This window comes from Pseudomonas sp. MH9.2, from assembly GCF_034353875.1.
Taxonomy (GTDB): Bacteria; Pseudomonadota; Gammaproteobacteria; order Pseudomonadales; family Pseudomonadaceae; genus Aquipseudomonas.
In genome coordinates this window covers 4,599,128-4,618,441 of the sequence record NZ_CP133784.1, presented here as the reverse complement: position 1 = coordinate 4,618,441, position 19,314 = coordinate 4,599,128, and the positions used below count along the sequence as shown (strand labels likewise).

The following is a 19,314-nucleotide window of genomic DNA, read 5'->3' as shown; positions in this document are numbered from 1 at the left end:
ATACGCATATTCACTCGCAAACAGGTGTCGTGGTCCCCAACACCAGATGCAGGTGGCGGGTGAGGATGCCGAGCATTTCTTCGTCTGCGTGAGGCTGCGGGCCGTGGAGCAGGCCCTGATATTCCATCCGGCTGATTATCCCCGTCAACACTTGTGCATCCTGATGCGGTTGCGAAGACCCCATCACCTGGAAGAATTGACCTGTACCTTGCAGCAAAATCTCCTGATGTGCACTGACCAGCAGGGCCAGTCTCGGGTTGAGCAAGGCCTCATGGTGGAAGGCGTGCTCGGCGATCAGATGCTCGCGGCGCGTCATCAATTGGCGACGCACGTACTCCATGGTCATCAGGGCGATTTCATCGGCCAGGCGGGCTCGAGCGCCAGGGCTGCCATCGCTTCGGGCAACCATTTCACGCAGGATCACTTCGGTGTTTTCCCACAGCTTGGCCATGTAGGCCGCGCTGCGCTCGACGTATTGGGCAAAAGCATCGGTGAGCAGGTCATCGATGTCTTTGAAGTAATAGGTCGTGGCTGACAGGGGCACGCTGGCTTCGGCGGCCACCGCACGATGACGCACGGCTCGCACGCCATCGCGAACGACAATGCGCATGACCGCGTCGAGGATCTCCTGTCGGCGCTGCTCACTGCCCTGTCGAATGGCCTTGCGACCTTGATACTGAACACTCTGCGCTACGGCTGTGGCAACGCCAGCAGCCCCCTTTTGAGCGATCGCACGGTTCACAACAGGTTTTCCTTTTTGGTTGTAGCCTGGACGGACGCCTTCGCGGACACGTCCGCTCCTACAGAGATACTGCGGTCTACTGTGGGAGCAAGCTTGCCATTACGCGTCCCGCTGCGAATGGCTTCACGCGGGTTGTCTGACGAATACAAAAAAGCCGCCCTTGCGAGGCGGCTTCTTCACATTTTTACGCTTGTGGGCGCATGTGCGGGAACAGAATCACGTCACGAATCGACGGTGCATCGGTGAGTAGCATCACCAGCCGGTCGATGCCGATACCTTCACCGGCCGTTGGCGGCATGCCGTACTCCAGCGCACGCACGAAGTCAGCATCGTAATGCATGGCCTCATCGTCCCCTGAATCCTTGTCGCGAACCTGAGCCTGGAAGCGCTCGGCCTGGTCTTCCGCGTCATTCAACTCGGAGTAGGCGTTGGCGATTTCGCGGCCACCGATGAACAGCTCAAAGCGGTCGGTGACGTTCGGGTTGTTATTGTTGCGACGTGCCAGCGGCGACACTTCGAACGGGTATTCGGTGATGAAGGTCGGTTGTTCCAGTTGGTGCTCGACCAGCTCTTCGAAAATCATGGTCTGCAACTTGCCCAGACCTTCGAAGCCTTTAACGGCAGCACCGGCTTTCTTGGCGATAGCACGCGCCTTGTCGATGTCTTCAAGGTCGGCCGCAGTGATGTCCGGGTTGTACTTGAGGATCGACGCGAACACCGAAATACGCTGGAACGGTTCGCCGAAATGGAACACTTTGCCCTGATAAGGCACGTCGGTACTGTTCAGAACCAGCTGTGCCAGCTCGCGGAACAACTCCTCGGTGAGGTCCATGTTGTCTTCGTAATCAGCGTATGCCTGATAGAACTCAAGCATGGTGAATTCGGGGTTGTGCCGAGTCGAAACGCCTTCGTTACGGAAGTTGCGGTTGATCTCGAATACACGCTCGAACCCGCCCACCACCAGACGTTTGAGGAACAGCTCTGGCGCGATACGCAGGAACATGTCCAGGTCGAGTGCATTGTGATGCGTTTCGAAAGGCTTGGCCGCAGCACCACCCGGGATGGTCTGCAACATCGGCGTTTCCACTTCAAGGAAATCGCGCTGCATAAAGAAGCTGCGAATGTGCGCAATGACTTGCGAACGAACGCGGAAGGTGTGGCGTACTTCTTCGTTGACGATCAAGTCAACGTAGCGCTGACGATAGCGGGTTTCGGTATCGGTCAGGCCATGGTGCTTGTCCGGCAGCGGGCGCAGGGACTTGGTCAGCAGCCGCACGTTGGTCATTTCGACATACAGGTCGCCCTTGCCGGAACGCGCCAGGGTGCCTTCGGCGGCGATGATGTCACCAAGGTCCCAGGTTTTGACCGCCGCCAGGGTTTCTTCTGGCAACGTCTTGCGGTTGACATAGACCTGGATGCGACCCGTCATGTCCTGAATCACCATGAACGAGCCACGGTTGAGCATGAGGCGACCCGCGACCTTGACCGGAATCGCTGCAGCCAACAGCTCTTCCTTGGTCTTGTCGACATACTGCTTCTGCAAATCATTGCAGTAGCTGTCGCGGCGGAAGTCGTTGGGGAAGGCCTGGCCCTTGGCGCGCTCGGCAGCAAGCTTTTCCTTGCGCAGGGCGATCAGGCTGTTTTCTTCCTGTTGCAGGTCTTGCGGGTCGAGTTGTTGGTCGCTCATGTCTTAAATTTTCCATCGCAGGTTCGTTGCCCTCGCCATCAGGACGAGGGACTTGAATCGGGGCTGCTGTATCAGGGCTTGGGATTACAGCCCTTGCTTGAGGCTGGCCACAAGGTACTCATCGATATCGCCGTCGAGCACGTTGACGCAGTCGCTTCTTTCGATACCGGTACGCAGATCCTTGATCCGCGACTGGTCGAGCACATACGAGCGAATCTGATGACCCCAGCCGATATCCGACTTGGTGTCTTCCAGGGCCTGCGAAGCGGCATTGCGCTTCTGCACTTCCTGCTCATACAAGCGTGCCCGCAACATTTTCATCGCGGTGTCTTTGTTCGCGTGCTGGGAACGTTCGTTCTGGCAGCAGACCACCGTGTTGGACGGTATGTGCGTAATCCGTACCGCCGAGTCGGTGGTGTTAACGTGCTGACCACCGGCACCGGAGGAACGGTAGGTGTCGATTCGCAAGTCCGACGGGTTGATGTCGATTTCGATGTTGTCATCGATTTCCGGCGACACGAACACGGCCGAGAACGAGGTGTGGCGACGGTTGCCCGAGTCGAACGGGCTCTTGCGCACCAGGCGGTGCACACCGATCTCGGTGCGCAACCAACCAAAGGCGTATTCACCCTTGATGTGCAGAGTCGCGCCTTTGATCCCGGCGACTTCACCCGCGGACAATTCCATGATGGTGGCGTCGAAACCGCGTTTATCCGCCCAGCGCAGGTACATGCGCAGCAGGATGTTGGCCCAGTCCTGAGCCTCTGTACCGCCAGAGCCGGCCTGAATATCCAGATAAGCGTTGTTGGCGTCCATCTCGCCGCTGAACATCCGACGGAATTCCAGCTTCTCCAGCGACTCGCGCAAGCGCTCGACTTCAGCAGCCACGTCGTCCACGGCAGCCTGATCTTCTTCTTCGGCGGACATCAACAGCAGGTCTTTGGCGTCGACCAGGCCAGAGGACATTTCGTCCAGGGTGTCGACGATCTGCGCCAGCAAGGAACGCTCGCGGCCCAGGTTCTGTGCGTACTCGGGGTTGTTCCAGACAGCAGGATCTTCAAGCTCGCGATTGACTTCAGTCAGACGCTCATGCTTTTGATCGTAGTCAAAGATACCCCCGAATGGTTTCAGAACGCTCGGACAGGTCCTTGATGCTGTTTAGGATCGGGTTGATTTCCATGGTGGGCAGCACTCGTAGGCGAACTTTTGAAAGCCGACGAGTATAACTCACCACCGACCGCTAAGGCAGTCCATTGGGCAGGCCTTACGGGAGTTTCTGCGCTGCACGATTCCACCGCCGATGCCGCAACGGATCAGCTAACCCCCACCACCACCTGATTGCGTCCATTGTTCTTCGCGGAATATAAACCCTTGTCGGCGTCCATGATCAGTTGGCGACTGTTGGAGCCCGGTTGCGGGATCATGGTGGCTAAGCCGATGCTGATAGTCAGGATCGAGCCCGGCAAAGAGAAAATGTGCGGGATATTGAGGCCCTCCACGGTCTGGCGCAGCTTTTCGGCCAGCAGCCGCGCACCGCCTGGTGAGGTGGTTGGCAGCACCAGGGCAAACTCTTCCCCACCGTAACGCGCTGGCAGATCGGAAGATCGACCGCAACTCTCGCGAATCGCACTGGAGACCTGACGCAGTGCTTCGTCACCTTCAAGATGGCCAAAGTTGTCATTGAAGGCCTTGAAGTAGTCCACATCAATCATCAACAACGAGATCTGGCTTTGCTCACGCAGTGCCCGGCGCCACTCCAGCTCCAGGTACTCGTCGAAGTGCCGACGATTGGACAGGCCAGTCAAGCCGTCCGAGTTCATCAAGCGCTGTAACACCAGATTGGTATCGAGCAACTGCTGCTGACTGACGCGCAAGGCTCTATAGGCTTCATCACGCTGCAACAGAGTCATGTACGAGCGAGAGTGGTAACGAATGCGCGCCACCAACTCGATGGTGTCCGGCAGCTTGACCAGATAATCGTTGGCACCGGCCGCGAAGGCCGCGCTTTTGATCAGCGGGTCTTCCTTGGTCGAGAGTACGATGATCGGAATATCGCGGGTCAGCGGGTTGTTGCGGTACTCACGCACCAGGGTCAGACCATCGAGGCCCGGCATGACCAGATCCTGCAAAATCACCGTCGGCCTGATCAAAATAGCCTGGGCAATCGCCTGATGCGGGTCGGCACAGAAGTGGAAATCGATGTTATCTTCGTTGGCCAGCCCACGGCGCACCGCTTCACCAATCATTGCCTGATCGTCGACCAACAGCACCATCGCCGAGTTCTCGTCGGTCTTCTTGAAACCATCTATTTGCAAATCATGCATGCCGGGGCTCCTGCTCTCTGACTGGTCGTGAACACGCCTGAAAAGTCATTAGCCGAACACCTCGATCAATCTGGGCGCAATTTTTTCCAGTGGCCGAATTTCGACAGCTGCATCGATCGCGGCAGCCGCCTTGGGCATGCCATACACAGCACAGCTGTGTTGATCCTGAGCGATGGTCAAAAACCCCTGCTGTCGCATCAACTTAAGCCCTTGAGCACCATCGCGCCCCATCCCCGTTAGCAACACACCCACCGCATCTCCACTCCAATAGCTGGCCACACTCTCGAAAAAAACGTCGATCGAGGGCCGATAAATTTCGTTTACGGGCTCGGCGGTGTACGCCAGACTACCGTTTTTCAATAAGCGAATATGGTGATTGGTGCCCGCCAGCAAGACTGTTCCCCGCTCTGGCGGCTCGCCGTCACGGGCCAGACGCACGGGCAAACCAGACGCACTGGCCAGCCACTCAGCCATCCCGGCGGCAAAAACCTGATCCACATGCTGAACCAGCACAACAGCCGCAGGAAATGACGCGGGCAGGCCCTTCAGGAGAACTTCCAGCGCTGCCGGGCCGCCCGCGGAAGAGCCGATAGCCACCAGACCCTGGCGCTGTACGCTCGCACGCAAAGGCGTGGCGACCGTGCGCACGCGACTGTCGCGCTGACCGATCAACCAGTCAATATTGAGGATCTTGCGCAATAGCGGGGCCGCTGCGTCCTTGGGATTCCCTGCGCCCAGGGCGGGCGTATCGACCACATCCAGCGCGCCGTACCCCATGGCTTCGAACACCCGATGGACATTCTGCTGTCGGTCCACGGTAACAATGACGATGGCGCACGGTGTAGCGGCCATGATCTGTCGGGTCGCTTCGACGCCATCCATGACCGGCATGATCAGGTCCATCAGGATAAGGTCCGGCGTCAGCTGCGCACAGCGCTCGACGGCTTCGGCGCCATTGGCCGCGACCCAGACCACCTGATGCGCGGGCTCGAAAGCGATGGCCCGGCGCAGGGCCTCCACGGCCATGGGCATATCGTTGACGATAGCGATCTTCATCCCTGCGCACCTCCGATCAACTCCATCACGGCATCGAGCAAAGCGTCGTCATGAAAGCTGGCTTTAGCCAAGTAATAATCCGCACCGGCATCCAGACCTCGACGGCGATCTTCTTCTCGGTCCTTGTATGACACCACCATCACCGGCAGGGACTGCAAACGACTGTCCCGACGCAACAGGGTAACCAGCTCGATACCGTCCATGCGCGGCATGTCTATATCGGTGATCAGCAAGTCAAAGTCTTCGGCACGCAAGGCATTCCAGCCGTCCATGCCATCCACCGCCACCACCACTTCATACCCACGATTGAGCAGCAACTTGCGCTCCAGCTCACGCACCGTCAGCGAGTCATCGACCACCAACACCCGCTTGCGCGCTACGGCATCGGCTTGCTGGCCGCCCCGGCCGATGCGCTCCAGACGTCCGGTGTTGAGCAGTTTCTCCACCGAACGCAGCATATCGTCCACATCAATGATCAATACCGCCGAGCCATCGTCGAGCAAGGCCCCGGCTGAAATATCCTGGACCTTGCCCAGTCGCGGATCGAGGGGCAGCACCACCAGCGTGCGCTCACCGATAAAACGCTCGACCGCCACGCCATATACGGCATCCCGCTCACGAATGATCACGACCTTGAGCACGTCACCGACAGGCTGGCTTTGCGGGCGCTGAAGCAACTGGCTGGCGGCCACCAGTCCTACGGGGCGCTCGTCGTACCAGAAATGCTGACGCCCCTCCAACTGCACGACTTCACTGGCCTGCACATCACGCATGCGTTCGATGTGCGCCAAGGGGAATGCATACGCCTCCCCACCGACGTCGACCACCAGACTGCGGACCACCGACAGGGTCAGTGGCACTGTCAGTTGGAAGCGGCAGCCCTGCCCTGCACCCTGTTCGACTTCGATCGCCCCACGAAGTTGGCGGACCATATGCTGCACCGCGTCCAGGCCAACGCCACGCCCGGACACTTCGGTGACCTTGTCGCGCAGACTGAAGCCGGGCAGGAACAAAAAGCTCAGCAGCTCATCTTCACTCAGTTGCTCAGCGGTTTCAGCGGGCGACAACTGGCGCTTGATGATGCTGCGACGCAGTTGATCGAGATCGACACCCGCGCCGTCGTCACTGACTTCCACCACCAACAGGCCGGCCTGATGGGACGCCCTGAGCCGGATGACGCCTTCTGCAGGTTTACCTGCCAGCAGCCGCTGCTCGGGCAATTCGATGCCATGATCCACCGCGTTGCGCAGCAAATGGGTCAAGGGCGCTTCGAGCTTTTCCAGCACGTCACGGTCGACCTGGGTCTTTTCGCCTTCGATTTCCAGGCGCACAGGCTTACCCAACTCGCGGCCCAGGTCGCGGACCATGCGCGCCTGACCGACCAGCACATCGGCAAAGGGGCGCATCCGACAGGCCAGTGCAGTGTCGTACATCAACTGCGCACGCTGGCTGGCCTGCCAACCGAACTCATCCAACTGAGAGGTCTGCTGGGTCAGCATCGCCTGGGCTTCGGACAGCAAACGCCGGGCTTCTTCGAGTATTTCCAGGGCCTCGACGCTTGCGCCGGACTCTTTGAGGCTCACATCCAGACTGTCGAGGGTCCTCGCGCTTTTATTTTGCAGACGCTTGACCCGCTGCATTGTCGCCAGATACGGCTTGATCCGCTGAGTTTCGACCAGCGACTTACTCGACAAGTCGAGCAAGCTGTTCAGGCGATCGGCCGTCACCCGCAAGACGCGCTCACCGCCTTCAGCGATCCGTTGGTTTTGACGGGGCGCCTCAGCCACGACAGAAGCAAGGACAGAAACCGGGTCCGGCTCGGTGTACGGCGCAGGAGTATCAAGGCGCAGTGCAGCGGCCAATAAATCGACAGTGGTCATCTCGGGCATGGACAGAAGCGATTCAAGCGACGGCTGTGCAGACGTTGCCGACGCTGAATCGCCGGTGGCGGCACCTGGCGCCAGCAACGCGTTCATTTGCAGCACATACGCGTCGATATCCGCAGGGCTAACGCCCGTACTGCCTGGCGTGGCGATGCGCATCAGTAAGTCGGTACCCAGCAGCAAGGCATCGATATGCTCGGGCCGCAGGTGCAACCTGAATTCTTGGGCGCTGACCAGACAATCTTCCATCACATGGGCCACGCTGACCCCGGCATCGACCCCGACAATCCGCGCCGCGCCCTTGAGCGAATGGGCGGCGCGCATGCAGGCTTCCAGGTGCTCTGCCTGCGTGGGGTTACGCTCCAGCGCCAACAAGCCAGCGCTGAGGACCTGGGTTTGTGCTTCGGCTTCCAGCGCAAACAACTCAAACAGCGACGCATCGCGCATTTGTTCTGGGGTCATGTGAGGCTCCGGTTCACGGCCGACAGCAGTTGATCTTCATCGAGCAGGCGCAAACTGCGCGCTTTCCACTGCAGAACGCCCCGGGTAAATCTGGCATGGGTCTGATGACCCGCGCCGGACGCCGAGTCCAGAGCACGCTCATCCATGGCATGGATGCCATCGACCTCGTCCACCGGCACCACGACCGGGCCACCCTGTGCAGCGACGATCAGCATGCGCGGCACGATCCGCACCGAGTGTGTCACCGCGGGCGAGCTGTCCAGGCCCAGCAACTCAACCAGCGACAGGCAGGCCACCAGCGCGCCCCGTACATTGACGACGCCAAGCAACGCCCGCGAGCGTTGATGCGGCAGAGAATGAATGGCCTGCAACGGCGCCACCTCGACCAGACAGCGGGTGGGCAACCCGAGCCATTCTTCGCCCAGACGAAACACCAGGATCGAGCGGGTCTTGATCTCGCTGTGCGCCTCAAGGGTATGGCCCTGCACCCGATGTTCCTGGGCCAGGGAATAGCGATCCAGCAGGCGCGTGGCGGCAGCGGAATACACCGAACAGTTACGGCAATGAATATGCTCGGCCAGCAATGGGCAAGAACGTTCGCCGTGTATACCAATACGGTTCCAGCAATCGTCGATTGCCTGGAGGTCTTGCTGGGTCAGGCTTGGTTCGCTCAGCTGGCCGCTCATCGATTACGTCCTTCCTTACTCAGGCCACGGGCAGCCCGGTCCTGCAAACGGCGGGCACCTTCGGTATCGCCTTGAGAGGCCAGCAGAGTCGCCAACTGCGCCAATGCCTCGGGATGTTGTGGCTGCAGGTACAACGCTTTGCGATACAAACCCTGCGCCTCCGCCGTCTGGCCGCCGAGATCGCTGAGCAGTCCCAGCCAATAAAACACTTGGGCTACCGGCTCATATAGTTTCAGGTAGCGCTCGCAGGCCGCGCGCGCCTCGGCACTTTTACCCTCGTTGGCCAGGCTTGCGATGTTTGCCAGCAAGCTGGCGGCTTCATTGTCGAGGCCCCCTGCCGGAGTGGGTACAGCTCTGGCGCTTGCAAGGACCGGCGGGCTTGACGCAAACGATCGGGGGCTCGCCCGCAACGGCAGACTGGCCCGCGAACGAGTAAAGGTCGCTGGCACCGGGGTTGGAAGCGACAGGGGCACAACAGCAGCAGGCGGCACTTCGGCTTTTTCCGCGCAGCGGCTAAAAGCAAACGACTGCGCAATACCGATTGAACGCATGCCCAAACGCGCCAGCAGACTGCCCTCGGCCGGACCGATAAACAACACGCCTTCTTCGCGGGTCATGCGCTTGAGCACCTCGAAAACGCGTTGTTGGGTCGCCAGATCGAAATAGATCAACAGATTGCGGCAGAACACGAAGTCATAAGCGGGTCTCGCCGCCAACAACGTCGGATCAAGCACGTTACCCGTCTGAAAGTTGACCTGGTTACACACCCGTTCATTGAGTAAAAAACCATCGACCTCAGCACTGAAATACTGGTCACGAAAGGTTATTTGCTCACCGCGAAACGAGTTTCTGCCATAAATCGCCCGCGTTGCCCGCTCGATGGACAAGGGACTGATATCGATGCCATCGACCTGAAACTGTTGCGGGCAAATCCCGGCATCGAACAGGGCCATGGCAATCGAATAGGGTTCTTCGCCCGTGGAACAGGGCAGGCTGAGGATACGCAGCGGTCGCGAGCCCATCAGTTCCGCCAGTCGCGTCTGCGCCAGCTTGCCCAGGGTCGAAAACGATTCCGGGTAACGAAAGAACCAGGTCTCGGGGACAATCACCGCTTCGATCAGCGCTTGCTGCTCGCTGGCCGACGTCTGCAACAACTGCCAATAGCCGTCACTGTCCTGCGCGCTCGATGCGGCGCAACGCTGGCGCACGGCGCGCTCGATGATCGCTTCACCGACCGAGGCAACGTCCAGACCGATGCGGTCCTTGAGGAAGGAAAAGAAACGCGCGTCATTGCTCATGGCGCCTCCTCGAACAGCTCGATATTCAAGGGTTGGGCAGGATAAAGCAGCTCGCGCACCGAATCACTGAGCAGGTCCTGGACCCGAATCCATTGCAGCAACCCTTGTTTGTCCTCGCGTACCGGGCCGAGGTAGGGTGACAGTCGATTATCCAGACCGTATTCCTTGAACTCGCGAGGCGGGCAACGCAGGGTATCGGTGGCCTGTTCCAGAATCAGGCCGAGCAACTGGCCGGATCGGTCAGCGTCCGGGCGATAGTGAACCAGGACCAGACGGGTACTGGTTCGAGTCTGTGCCGGGCGGCCAAAGGTGAGCGCACTGAGATCAATCACCGGCACCACCATGCCCCGGTACGCAAACACCCCGGCCACCCAATGTGGCGCCTGGGGGATGGGTCTGAGATGCAAACGTGGGAGTACTTCGGCGATTTCGACCGCCTCCAGGGCGTAACGCTCGTCACCTATGTGAAACAACAAAAACAGCTTGTTCTGCGGTAACGCCGGGGCGCCACGCTTGGCTGAGTGCTCGATCATCGTCCGGTCTCAGACTTTGAAACGCGAGACGCCGCTGCGCAGCCCCACCGCCACCTGGCTCAGCTCATCAATGGCGAAACTGGCCTGACGCAACGACTCAACTGTCTGGCTGCTGGCATCACCCAGTTGCACCAGCGCCTGATTGATCTGTTCGGCACCGGTGGCTTGCGCCTGCATGCCTTCGTTAACCATCAGGACTCGCGGCGCCAAGGCCTGCACCTGATAGATGATCTGCGAAAGCTGCTCGCCGACCTGCGTCACTTCGAACATGCCACGACGGACTTCTTCGGAGAACTTGTCCATGCCCATCACGCCTGCGGACACGGCCGACTGAATCTCACGAACCATCTGCTCGATGTCGTACGTCGCCACGGCGGTCTGATCGGCCAAGCGACGTACTTCAGTCGCAACCACGGCAAAACCGCGCCCATACTCACCCGCTTTTTCCGCTTCGATGGCCGCGTTGAGCGACAAGAGGTTGGTCTGGTCGGCCACTTTGACGATGGTCACTACCACCTGATTGATGTTGCCGGCCTTCTCATTGAGGATCGCCAACTTGGCGTTGACCAGATCGGCAGCCCCCATGACCTGATGCATGGTCTCTTCCATACGCGCCAGGCCTTGCTGGCCGGAGCCTGCAAGGATCGAAGCCTGATCCGCGGCGGAGGTGACCTCGGTCATAGTGCGCACCAGATCACGGGACGTGGCGGCGATTTCTCTGGAGGTCGCACCGATTTCCGTGGTGGTGGCAGCCGTTTCGGTGGCCGTGGCCTGTTGCTGTCTGGAGGTCGCGGCGATCTCGGTCACCGAGGTGGTGACCTGTACCGACGAACGCTGGGCCTGTGAAACCAGGCCCGTCAACTCGGTCATCATGTCGTTGAAGCCAGTTTCGACTGCACCGAACTCATCTTTGCGGTCCAGGTCCAGGCGCTTGCTCAAGTCACCGGTGCGCATGACCTCGAGAATCTGCACGATGCGCTGCATCGGCGCCATGATTGCGCGCATTAACAGCAAGCCACAGCTCGCGGCAGCAGCCAGGGCGATCAGCAGGGAAATACCCATGCTGATTTTCGCGTCAGTCACCGAGACGCTAATTGATTCGGCCGCATGGTCAGCCAGTTTCTTGTTTTCGGTGATCAACGTATTGATAAGATCGCGACCCAGATTCCAGACAGGGGACAGCTGCGTGTTGAGCGCACTGCGGGCCTTGATAAAATCATTGGCTTGATAAAGCGCGAGAACGTCATCGAGGGCTTTCCGATAAACCTCATGTTGCCTCTCAAATGCATCGAAGCGGACCTGGTCATCTGAGCTGAAAATGGTTTTCTTATAGTTGCTCACTTCGTTTTCGAGGATGGCTTCGTTAGCCTTGAACTGCTCAAGTTCAGCCGTCGTAAGCGGCCGACCTTCGTCTTCGCCGAGCAGCTTCAAGGTGACAACGTAACTAGTGCCCCATGCATTGCGGATGGTGGTGCTGTAATAAAGGCCCGGCAGAGCATCAGTGCGGACCTGCTCCTCGCTGGACTGAATAGAAAGCAGTCGGGAGTACGACACGACAACCATCAACAACATGATGGCGATGATCACAGCGAAACTCGCCAGAATCCGTTGGCGCAACGTCCAGTTCTTCACAGTCAGCCCTCAAGAGTTCAACACCGGCAGCATCCGCCGAGTTCAAGAAGTGGACCAACAGACGGCCCAAAGCAGGCTGAGTATAGCCCAGCCCCCTTAAGGCTAATACGGGTGTTTCCGACATACTTTCAGCTGGTTGCTCACCCTTTATCAGAAGCCTGCCGCACCTGCGCCTCAAGCTCTACCTTGAGTGCAGGGTCCAACCTGAGTTGGCGAGCAAGTTCGTCAAGATAGGCGCGCTCCATAAAGTGCTCCTCATCCACCAACATCACGCTGGCAATGTACATTTCGGCGGCCATTTCCGGCGTGTTCGCCGCTCGAGCGACTTCTGCCGGATCGAGAGGTTTGTTGAGTTCGGCCTGCAACCAATGCCGCAGCTCCTGATCGTTGGTCAGCTTGGTGAATTCACCCTCTATCAACTGACGCTCACGGTCATCAACATGGCCGTCCGCCTTGGCCGCAGCCACCAGTGCCCTGAGAATCGCCTGACTGTGCTCTTCGACCTGCGGCGCTGGCAGCCGGTCAATAGTTTGTGGCTCGGAGTGTGGGGCTGTGCCTTGATTGGCTTGCCAATTGCCATAGGCTTTGTAGGCCAAAACCCCCAGCGCCGCGAGACCACCGTAGGTCAGCGCCTTGCCGCCCACCTTGCGTGCGGTTTTATTACCCATCAGCAAACCCATCGCACCAGCCGCCAATGCTCCGCCGCCCGCACCGGACAGGAACCCACCCAACCCTCCGCCCGCCCCACCGAGCAAACCGCCTAACCCCCCTGAACCGCCCGCAGCGGGGGCGCTGTTATCGGAATGATTGCCCGTTCGCACGCCAGTTTTGTTCTGTAGCAGGTCCTGCCCGGACTTAAGCAGTTGATCGAGTAAGCCACGCGTATTCATGGGAAAGCCTCCAGAACTTGTCAGTCGTTTCGTGGCAAGCAGAGTAGAACGAAGTGTGTCCGGGCAGGTTTGAGGAGTGCTTCGAAATGTTGCATGGCCCTCCAGGCAGCGTCACTCGCTCAACTATCGTTTAAAAAGATATACACTCTGAAACATCTAAAAAACCAATCAACAACCTCGCCAGAGCTGCCCTCTCATGATGACGTTGCGCCAGATCCGTCACTTCATCGCGGTCGCGGAAACCGGTTCGATCTCGGCCGCCGCACAGGCGGTGTACATTTCCCAGTCCACGCTGACGTTGGCGATCCAGCAACTGGAACAGGAAATCGGCGTCACGCTGTTCAACCGCCATGCCAAGGGCATGAGCCTGACCCATCAGGGCCACCAGTTCCTGCGCCAGGCGCACTTGATCCTGGCCACGGTGGACAACGCCAAGCGCAGCCTGCAACAAAGCACCGACCAGGTAGCAGGCCAGTTGATTGTCGGCGTGACCAGCCTGGTGGCGGGCTATTACCTGGCGGACTTGTTGACTCGTTTTCAGCGTGCTTACCCCAACGTCGACATCCGCGTAATGGAAGACGAGCGCCCGTATATCGAGCATTTGCTGGTCAGCGGCGAGATTGATGTCGGGGTGTTGATCCTGTCCAACCTCGAAGACCGCTACGCCCTGCAAACCGAAGTACTCACCCACTCACCGCACCGGGTCTGGCTGCCTGCGCAGCACCCCCTGCTGGAACACGACAGCATTAACCTGGCAGACGTCGCTCGCGAGCCGTTAATTCAGCTCAATGTCGATGAAATGGACATGAATGCCCAGCGCATGTGGTCGCGAGCCGGCCTGCAACCGCACATCACACTGCGCACAGCTTCGACCGAAGCCGTCCGGAGCCTGGTGGCAGCCGGACTCGGGGTTTCCATCCAGCCAGACATGACCTATCGGCCCTGGTCGCTGGAGGGCGACATCATCGAAGCGCGCCCCTTGGCGGACCTCAGCCAGACCCTGGACGTAGGCCTGGCATGGCGCCGAGGCACGGCACGACCCGCGTTGGTCGACCCCTTTTTGAGCGTCGCCCGCGAGCAACCTCATACCGGGCGCAGGCTATCTATTTAATCGAACGCAGCTTTCAGTATTTAGCATTTGTCGACCTCTCGCCCGCGCACTAGTCTCTGTGGCTATAGATGGCCGGGCGCGCCAAGGAGCAAGCCCATGGACCCCACGGCCACAAAAAAAAAGAGAGCACCCAACATGCCCGGCGCGCACCCGCCCCCATTGTTCACGGCACTGTTAATCGACGGTGAACTGGTCGCAGGCCAAGGTTTCGTCGAACCGATCCTCAATCCAGCCACCGGCGAAGTACTGACTCATATTGCCGAAGCCAGCATTGAACAAGTCGAATCCGCAATCCTCGCCGCCCACCGCGCCTTTGCCAGCTGGTCTCGAACCACACCGCAACAACGCTCGAACATCCTGCTGTCCATTGCCAACGTCATTGAAAAACAAGCCGATCAGCTCGCCCGCCTGGAATCGCTGAACTGCGGCAAGCCCCTGCACCTGGCGCGCCAGGATGACTTAAGCGCGACGGTCGACGTGTTCCGTTTTTTCGCTGGCGCCGTGCGCTGCCAGACAGGACAACTCTCCGGCGAATACCTGCCAGGCTACACCAGCATGGTTCGGCGTGACCCGATTGGCGTGGTGGCGTCCATCGCGCCGTGGAATTACCCGATCATGATGGCCGCCTGGAAAATCGCCCCGGCACTGGCGGCGGGCAACACGTTGGTGTTCAAACCGTCCGAACACACACCACTGTCGATCCTGGCGCTGGCCCCGGCGCTGGCTGAGCTGTTGCCGCGCGGGGTCATCAATATCATCTGCGGCGGCGGTGAAGGTGTCGGTAGCCATTTAGTCAGCCACCCGAAAGTACGCATGGTATCGCTGACCGGTGACATCGTTACCGGACAAAAAATCCTTCAGGCAGCCGCCAAAACCCTCAAACGCACGCACCTGGAACTGGGCGGCAAAGCCCCGGTCATCGTCTGCAACGACGCTGACATTCAGGCGGTGGTTGAGGGCGTGCGCACCTACGGCTACTACAACGCGGGGCAGGATTGCACGGCCGCGTGCCGAATCTACGCACAGACAGGCATTCATGATCGCTTGGTGGCCGAACTCGGCGCGGCGGTCAGCAGCCTGCGCTTTGCCGGCAAACGTGACGCCGACAATGAAATCGGTCCGCTGATCAGCACCCGCCAGCGTGATCGGGTCGCCAGCTTCGTCGAGCGTGCATTGGGCCAGCCACACATCGAGCGCATTACGGGCGCAGCGGTGCATTCCGGGGCAGGCTTCTACTATCAGCCGACCCTGCTCGCCGGCTGCAAACAAACCGACGAGATCGTCCAGCGCGAGGTGTTCGGTCCGGTCGTCACCGTGACCCGCTTCGATCAGCTTGAGCAAGCGGTGGACTGGGCCAACGACTCGGAATACGGCCTGGCGTCGTCGATCTGGACCCAGAATCTGGACAAGGCCATGCAAGTCGCCGCGCGCTTGCAGTACGGATGCACCTGGATCAATAGCCATTTCATGCTGGTCAGCGAAATGCCCCACGGCGGCCTCAAGCGCTCGGGTTATGGCAAGGATTTATCCAGCGACTCGTTGCAGGATTACAGCGTGGTGCGCCACATCATGGCGCGTCACGGGCAAGACTTGAGCTGAACAACGCTCAAGACGAATGACTGCACTACGCTTTACAGCACTCTAATAATCAGCCCGAAAAGGGCATGTCGTACCCGTTCAAAACTGCCCCGACCATAATTAAAGAAGAGGGAATCCCATGTCAGTGCTCAAGACCGCAGTACTCAGCGCTGTAGTCACCGGTATGTTCACCAGCTGCGGTGTCTCCGCGGCAGAGATGCTCAAAACCGTAGGCGACGGCGAGGGCCAGCTCGATATTGTCGCGTGGCCGGGCTACATCGAACGGGGTGAAAGCGACAAGGCATACGATTGGGTAACCGGCTTCGAGCAAGAGACCGGCTGCAAGGTCAGCGTCAAAACTGCCGCCACCTCCGATGAGATGGTCAGCTTGATGGCCAAGGGCGGTTATGACCTGGTGACGGCATCAGGCGATGCGTCGCTGCGACTGATCGTCGGCAAGCGGGTCCAGCCCATCAACACCGCGCTGATTCCGAACTGGAAGAACATCGACCCGCGCCTGGCGAACGGTCCTTGGTACGTGGTCAACAAACAAACCTACGGCACGCCTTATCAGTGGGGCCCGAACGTGCTGATGTACAACACCACTGTGTTCAAGGTCGCGCCCGTCAGCTGGAGCGTGGTATTCGAAGCGCAAAACCTGCCAGACGGCAAACCCAACAAAGGCCGTGTGCAGGCTTATGACGGCCCGATCTATATCGCAGATGCCGCGCTGTACCTGAAGTCGACCCAGCCTGAACTGGGGATTAAAAACCCGTATGAACTCAACGAAACCCAGTACAAGGCGGTCCTCGACCTACTGCGCAAACAACAGCCGTTGATCCACCGTTATTGGCACGACGCCACCGTCCAGATGAGTGACGTCAAGAACGAAGGCGTCGCGGCCTCCAGCTCATGGGGCTACATGGTCAACGGCCTCAAGGCTGACAAACAGCCTGTGGCCTCGACCATTCCAAAAGAAGGCGCTACCGGCTGGGCTGACACCACCATGCTCCACGCCGACGCTAAGCACCCGAACTGTGCCTACAAGTGGATGGACTGGTCGCTGCAACCTAAAGTCCAGGGCGACGTTGCCGCCTGGTTCGGTTCATTGCCAGCAGTACCCGCAGCGTGCAAGGCCAGCGAACTGCTGGGTGCCGAAGGGTGCGCGACCAATGGTTTCGACCAGTTCGACAAGATCGCTTTCTGGAAAACCCCGCAAGCTGAAGGCGGCAAGTTCGTGCCGTACAGCCGCTGGACCCAGGATTACATCGCGATCATGGGCGGTCGCTGAGTCCGTCTGAAGGTCCTGCGGACCTTACCGCAGGCAAACCATGCTCCTACAAAATCTGCGCTGTCCCTGTAGGAGCGGGCTTGCCCGCGAGCGACTGCAAAGCAGTCGCAAATGATTCACCCGCATTTTCGGAGCTACACACCATGACGCTTGCAGTCCAGTTCACCCACGTTTCCCGTCAGTTCGGCGAAGTGAAAGCCGTTGACCGGGTTTCCATTGATATTCAGGACGGTGAGTTCTTTTCCATGCTGGGCCCGTCGGGCTCGGGCAAAACTACCTGTCTGCGCTTGATTGCCGGTTTCGAGCAGCCGAGCGCAGGCTCAATCCGCATTCATGGCGAAGAGGCGGCAGGCCTGCCGCCCTATCAGCGTGATGTGAACACCGTGTTCCAGGACTATGCGTTGTTCCCGCACATGAACGTGCGGGACAACGTTGCCTATGGCTTGAAGGTCAAGGGCGTCGGTAAAGCCGAACGTCTCAAGCGTGCCGAGGAAGCCTTGGCCATGGTCGCGCTCAATGGCTACGGCGACCGCAAACCGGTGCAACTCTCCGGCGGCCAGCGTCAACGTGTTGCACTGGCACGCGCCTTGGTCAATCGGCCCCGCGTGCTGCTGCTCGATGAGCCGCTGGGCGCCCTCGATTTGAAGCTGCGCGAACAGATGCAAGGCGAGCTGAAGAAGCTCCAGCGCCAACTCGGCATCACCTTTATTTTCGTCACTCACGATCAGACCGAAGCCCTGTCCATGTCCGACCGCGTGGCGGTGTTCAACAAAGGGCGCATCGAGCAGGTCGATACCCCACGTAATCTGTACATGAAGCCGGCCACCACCTTTGTCGCCGAGTTCGTTGGCACCTCCAACGTATTGCACGGCGAGCTGGCCCTGCAATTGAGCGGCATCGCTCAACCGTTTTCGATTCGCCCGGAACACATCCGCTTTGCCGAAGGCCAGGTTGGCAGTCACGAGATCCAGGTCAGCGGCCTGCTGCACGATATTCAATATCAAGGCAGCGCCACCCGCTACGAACTCACCCTCGACAACGGCCAGACCCTGAATATTAGCCAGGCCAACAACCAGTGGCTGGACACCAGCACGCACTACCAGACCGGTCAGCGAATCACCGCACGCTGGGCCCGTGAGGCGATGATCACGCTGCACGAACCGGCCGCGGGCGAGGGTCTGTGACCATGAGCCAGGCCATCTCCCACCCGGCGACGCAGCCCGGACAATCGCCCTTGCGGCGCTTCTCCAACCTGCTCTATCGCCGCCCCAATCTCTACCTTGCGCTGCTACTGATCCCTCCACTGCTCTGGTTCGGCGCGGTCTATCTCGGTTCGCTGCTGACCCTGTTGTGGCAGGGCTTCTATACCTTCGACGACTTCACCATGGCAGTTACTCCTGAACTGACCCTGGCCAACTTCGCGGCCCTGTTCAGTCCGGCGAATTTCGACATCATCAAGCGCACCTTGGGCATGGCGGTGGCGGTGTCTATTGCCAGCGGCATCGTCGCGTTCCCTATCGCCTATTACATGGCGCGCTACACCACGGGCAAGACCAAGGCATTTTTCTACATCGCCGTGATGATGCCAATGTGGGCCAGCTACATCGTCAAGGCCTATGCCTGGACCCTGCTGTTGGCCAAAGGCGGCGTGGCGCAGTGGTTCGTTCAGCACATGGGGCTGGAACCGGTGTTGCAGTTCATCCTGGGTATTCCCGGCGTGGGCGGTAGCACCTTGTCGACCTCGCACCTGGGGCGCTTCATGGTCTTCGTCTACATCTGGCTGCCGTTCATGATCCTGCCAATCCAGGCGTCACTGGAGCGCTTGCCCCCGTCGTTGTTGCAAGCCTCCGCCGACCTTGGCGCCACGCCACGCCAGACCTTCATGAACGTGACGTTGCCGCTGTCGGTGCCAGGAATCGCTGCCGGTTCAATTTTCACCTTTTCCCTGACCTTGGGCGACTTCATCGTGCCGCAGCTGATCGGTCCACCCGGCTACTTCATCGGCAGCATGGTCTACGCCCAACAAGGCGCTATCGGCAACATGCCCATGGCCGCAGCCTTCACTCTGGTGCCCATCGTGCTGATCGCTGTTTATCTGTCCATTGTCAAACGACTGGGGGCCTTCGATGCGCTCTAAACCT

At 59.4% G+C, this 19,314-nt stretch carries 16 protein-coding genes; 5 read left to right on the top strand and 11 right to left on the bottom strand.

All coding sequences use genetic code 11. The features are described 5' to 3' along the window. Window positions 1-10: 10 nt before the first annotated feature. The 11 genes from RHM55_RS21265 to RHM55_RS21215 form a co-directional block, all read right to left on the bottom strand. Window positions 11-742 carry a TetR family transcriptional regulator gene (locus RHM55_RS21265; RefSeq protein WP_322178185.1) on the bottom strand — a complete coding sequence of 244 codons (732 nt, stop codon included), beginning with the start codon at window positions 740-742 and terminating at the stop codon, window positions 11-13. Window positions 743-926: 184 nt separating this feature from the next. After that, the gene (gene lysS, locus RHM55_RS21260; RefSeq protein ID WP_219061188.1) at window positions 927-2,429 is read right to left on the bottom strand and encodes a lysine--tRNA ligase; all 1,503 of its coding nucleotides are present in this window, start codon (window positions 2,427-2,429) and stop codon (window positions 927-929) included. Window positions 2,430-2,513: 84 nt separating this feature from the next. Then, a protein-coding gene (prfB, locus tag RHM55_RS21255) for a peptide chain release factor 2 (RefSeq protein WP_322178184.1) occupies window positions 2,514-3,609 on the bottom strand; the annotation gives its coding sequence in 2 pieces (ribosomal slippage) (window positions 2,514-3,536 and window positions 3,538-3,609; 1,095 coding nt in all). Between the two features lie 133 nt (window positions 3,610-3,742). Beyond that, window positions 3,743-4,753, bottom strand: a complete 1,011-nt coding sequence (locus RHM55_RS21250; protein WP_322178183.1) for a PleD family two-component system response regulator — start codon at window positions 4,751-4,753, stop codon at window positions 3,743-3,745. 48 nt (window positions 4,754-4,801) lie between these two features. After that, window positions 4,802-5,809, bottom strand: a complete 1,008-nt coding sequence (locus tag RHM55_RS21245; RefSeq protein WP_322178182.1) for a chemotaxis response regulator protein-glutamate methylesterase — start codon at window positions 5,807-5,809, stop codon at window positions 4,802-4,804. Then, window positions 5,806-8,154 (bottom strand): hybrid sensor histidine kinase/response regulator, encoded by a 2,349-nt coding sequence (locus tag RHM55_RS21240; protein ID WP_322178181.1) that lies wholly within the window; start codon window positions 8,152-8,154, stop codon window positions 5,806-5,808. Before RHM55_RS21240 ends, RHM55_RS21245 begins: the two co-directional genes overlap by 4 nt. Beyond that, complete coding sequence (locus tag RHM55_RS21235) at window positions 8,151-8,840, bottom strand: chemotaxis protein CheW (RefSeq protein WP_322178180.1); 690 nt, start codon at window positions 8,838-8,840, stop codon at window positions 8,151-8,153. The genes RHM55_RS21240 and RHM55_RS21235 overlap by 4 nt, the downstream gene beginning before the upstream one ends. Then, on the bottom strand, window positions 8,837-10,138 hold the full coding sequence (locus RHM55_RS21230; RefSeq protein ID WP_322178179.1) for a protein-glutamate O-methyltransferase CheR: 1,302 nt from the start codon (window positions 10,136-10,138) through the stop codon (window positions 8,837-8,839). The genes RHM55_RS21235 and RHM55_RS21230 overlap by 4 nt, the downstream gene beginning before the upstream one ends. Beyond that, window positions 10,135-10,671: a chemotaxis protein CheW gene (locus RHM55_RS21225; RefSeq protein WP_322178178.1), complete on the bottom strand. Its 537-nt coding sequence runs from the start codon at window positions 10,669-10,671 to the stop codon at window positions 10,135-10,137. The genes RHM55_RS21230 and RHM55_RS21225 overlap by 4 nt, the downstream gene beginning before the upstream one ends. Before the next feature lie 9 nt (window positions 10,672-10,680). Then, entirely contained in the window at window positions 10,681-12,303 is a 1,623-nt protein-coding gene (locus tag RHM55_RS21220; RefSeq protein WP_322178177.1) for a methyl-accepting chemotaxis protein, read from the bottom strand. Window positions 12,304-12,443: 140 nt separating this feature from the next. Then, window positions 12,444-13,193 (bottom strand): tellurite resistance TerB family protein, encoded by a 750-nt coding sequence (locus RHM55_RS21215; protein WP_322178176.1) that lies wholly within the window; start codon window positions 13,191-13,193, stop codon window positions 12,444-12,446. Between the two features lie 196 nt (window positions 13,194-13,389). Here RHM55_RS21215 and RHM55_RS21210 point away from each other — a divergent pair, with 196 nt between their 5' ends. From RHM55_RS21210 to RHM55_RS21190, 5 genes are all read left to right on the top strand, one after another. Then, window positions 13,390-14,304, top strand: coding sequence for a LysR family transcriptional regulator (locus tag RHM55_RS21210; protein ID WP_322178175.1), 915 nt, complete (start codon window positions 13,390-13,392; stop codon window positions 14,302-14,304). Window positions 14,305-14,439: 135 nt separating this feature from the next. Then, window positions 14,440-15,903, top strand: a complete 1,464-nt coding sequence (locus RHM55_RS21205) for a gamma-aminobutyraldehyde dehydrogenase (RefSeq protein WP_322178174.1) — start codon at window positions 14,440-14,442, stop codon at window positions 15,901-15,903. A 118-nt stretch (window positions 15,904-16,021) separates the two neighbouring features. Beyond that, window positions 16,022-17,173 carry a putative ABC transporter substrate-binding protein YdcS gene (gene ydcS / locus RHM55_RS21200; RefSeq protein ID WP_322178173.1) on the top strand — a complete coding sequence of 384 codons (1,152 nt, stop codon included), beginning with the start codon at window positions 16,022-16,024 and terminating at the stop codon, window positions 17,171-17,173. Between the two features lie 143 nt (window positions 17,174-17,316). Further along, the gene (locus RHM55_RS21195) at window positions 17,317-18,357 is read left to right on the top strand and encodes an ABC transporter ATP-binding protein (protein ID WP_322178172.1); all 1,041 of its coding nucleotides are present in this window, start codon (window positions 17,317-17,319) and stop codon (window positions 18,355-18,357) included. Window positions 18,358-18,359: 2 nt separating this feature from the next. Continuing rightward, entirely contained in the window at window positions 18,360-19,310 is a 951-nt protein-coding gene (locus RHM55_RS21190; RefSeq protein WP_322178171.1) for an ABC transporter permease, read from the top strand. Window positions 19,311-19,314: the final 4 nt, after the last annotated feature.

What these genes read in the sequence shown, in the direction of transcription:
- RHM55_RS21250 (WP_322178183.1), bottom strand. Translation starts at nt 4,753, where the DNA reads ATGCATGATTTGCAAATAGATGGTTTCAAGAAGACCGACGAGAACTCG.
- RHM55_RS21215 (WP_322178176.1), bottom strand. Translation starts at nt 13,193, where the DNA reads ATGAATACGCGTGGCTTACTCGATCAACTGCTTAAGTCCGGGCAGGAC.
- RHM55_RS21225 (WP_322178178.1), bottom strand. Translation starts at nt 10,671, where the DNA reads ATGATCGAGCACTCAGCCAAGCGTGGCGCCCCGGCGTTACCGCAGAAC.
- RHM55_RS21205 (WP_322178174.1), top strand. Translation starts at nt 14,440, where the DNA reads ATGCCCGGCGCGCACCCGCCCCCATTGTTCACGGCACTGTTAATCGAC.
- RHM55_RS21210 (WP_322178175.1), top strand. Translation starts at nt 13,390, where the DNA reads ATGATGACGTTGCGCCAGATCCGTCACTTCATCGCGGTCGCGGAAACC.
- RHM55_RS21240 (WP_322178181.1), bottom strand. Translation starts at nt 8,154, where the DNA reads ATGACCCCAGAACAAATGCGCGATGCGTCGCTGTTTGAGTTGTTTGCG.
- RHM55_RS21195 (WP_322178172.1), top strand. Translation starts at nt 17,317, where the DNA reads ATGACGCTTGCAGTCCAGTTCACCCACGTTTCCCGTCAGTTCGGCGAA.
- RHM55_RS21235 (WP_322178180.1), bottom strand. Translation starts at nt 8,840, where the DNA reads ATGAGCGGCCAGCTGAGCGAACCAAGCCTGACCCAGCAAGACCTCCAG.
- RHM55_RS21245 (WP_322178182.1), bottom strand. Translation starts at nt 5,809, where the DNA reads ATGAAGATCGCTATCGTCAACGATATGCCCATGGCCGTGGAGGCCCTG.
- RHM55_RS21190 (WP_322178171.1), top strand. Translation starts at nt 18,360, where the DNA reads ATGAGCCAGGCCATCTCCCACCCGGCGACGCAGCCCGGACAATCGCCC.
- RHM55_RS21230 (WP_322178179.1), bottom strand. Translation starts at nt 10,138, where the DNA reads ATGAGCAATGACGCGCGTTTCTTTTCCTTCCTCAAGGACCGCATCGGT.
- ydcS (WP_322178173.1), top strand. Translation starts at nt 16,022, where the DNA reads ATGTCAGTGCTCAAGACCGCAGTACTCAGCGCTGTAGTCACCGGTATG.
- lysS (WP_219061188.1), bottom strand. Translation starts at nt 2,429, where the DNA reads ATGAGCGACCAACAACTCGACCCGCAAGACCTGCAACAGGAAGAAAAC.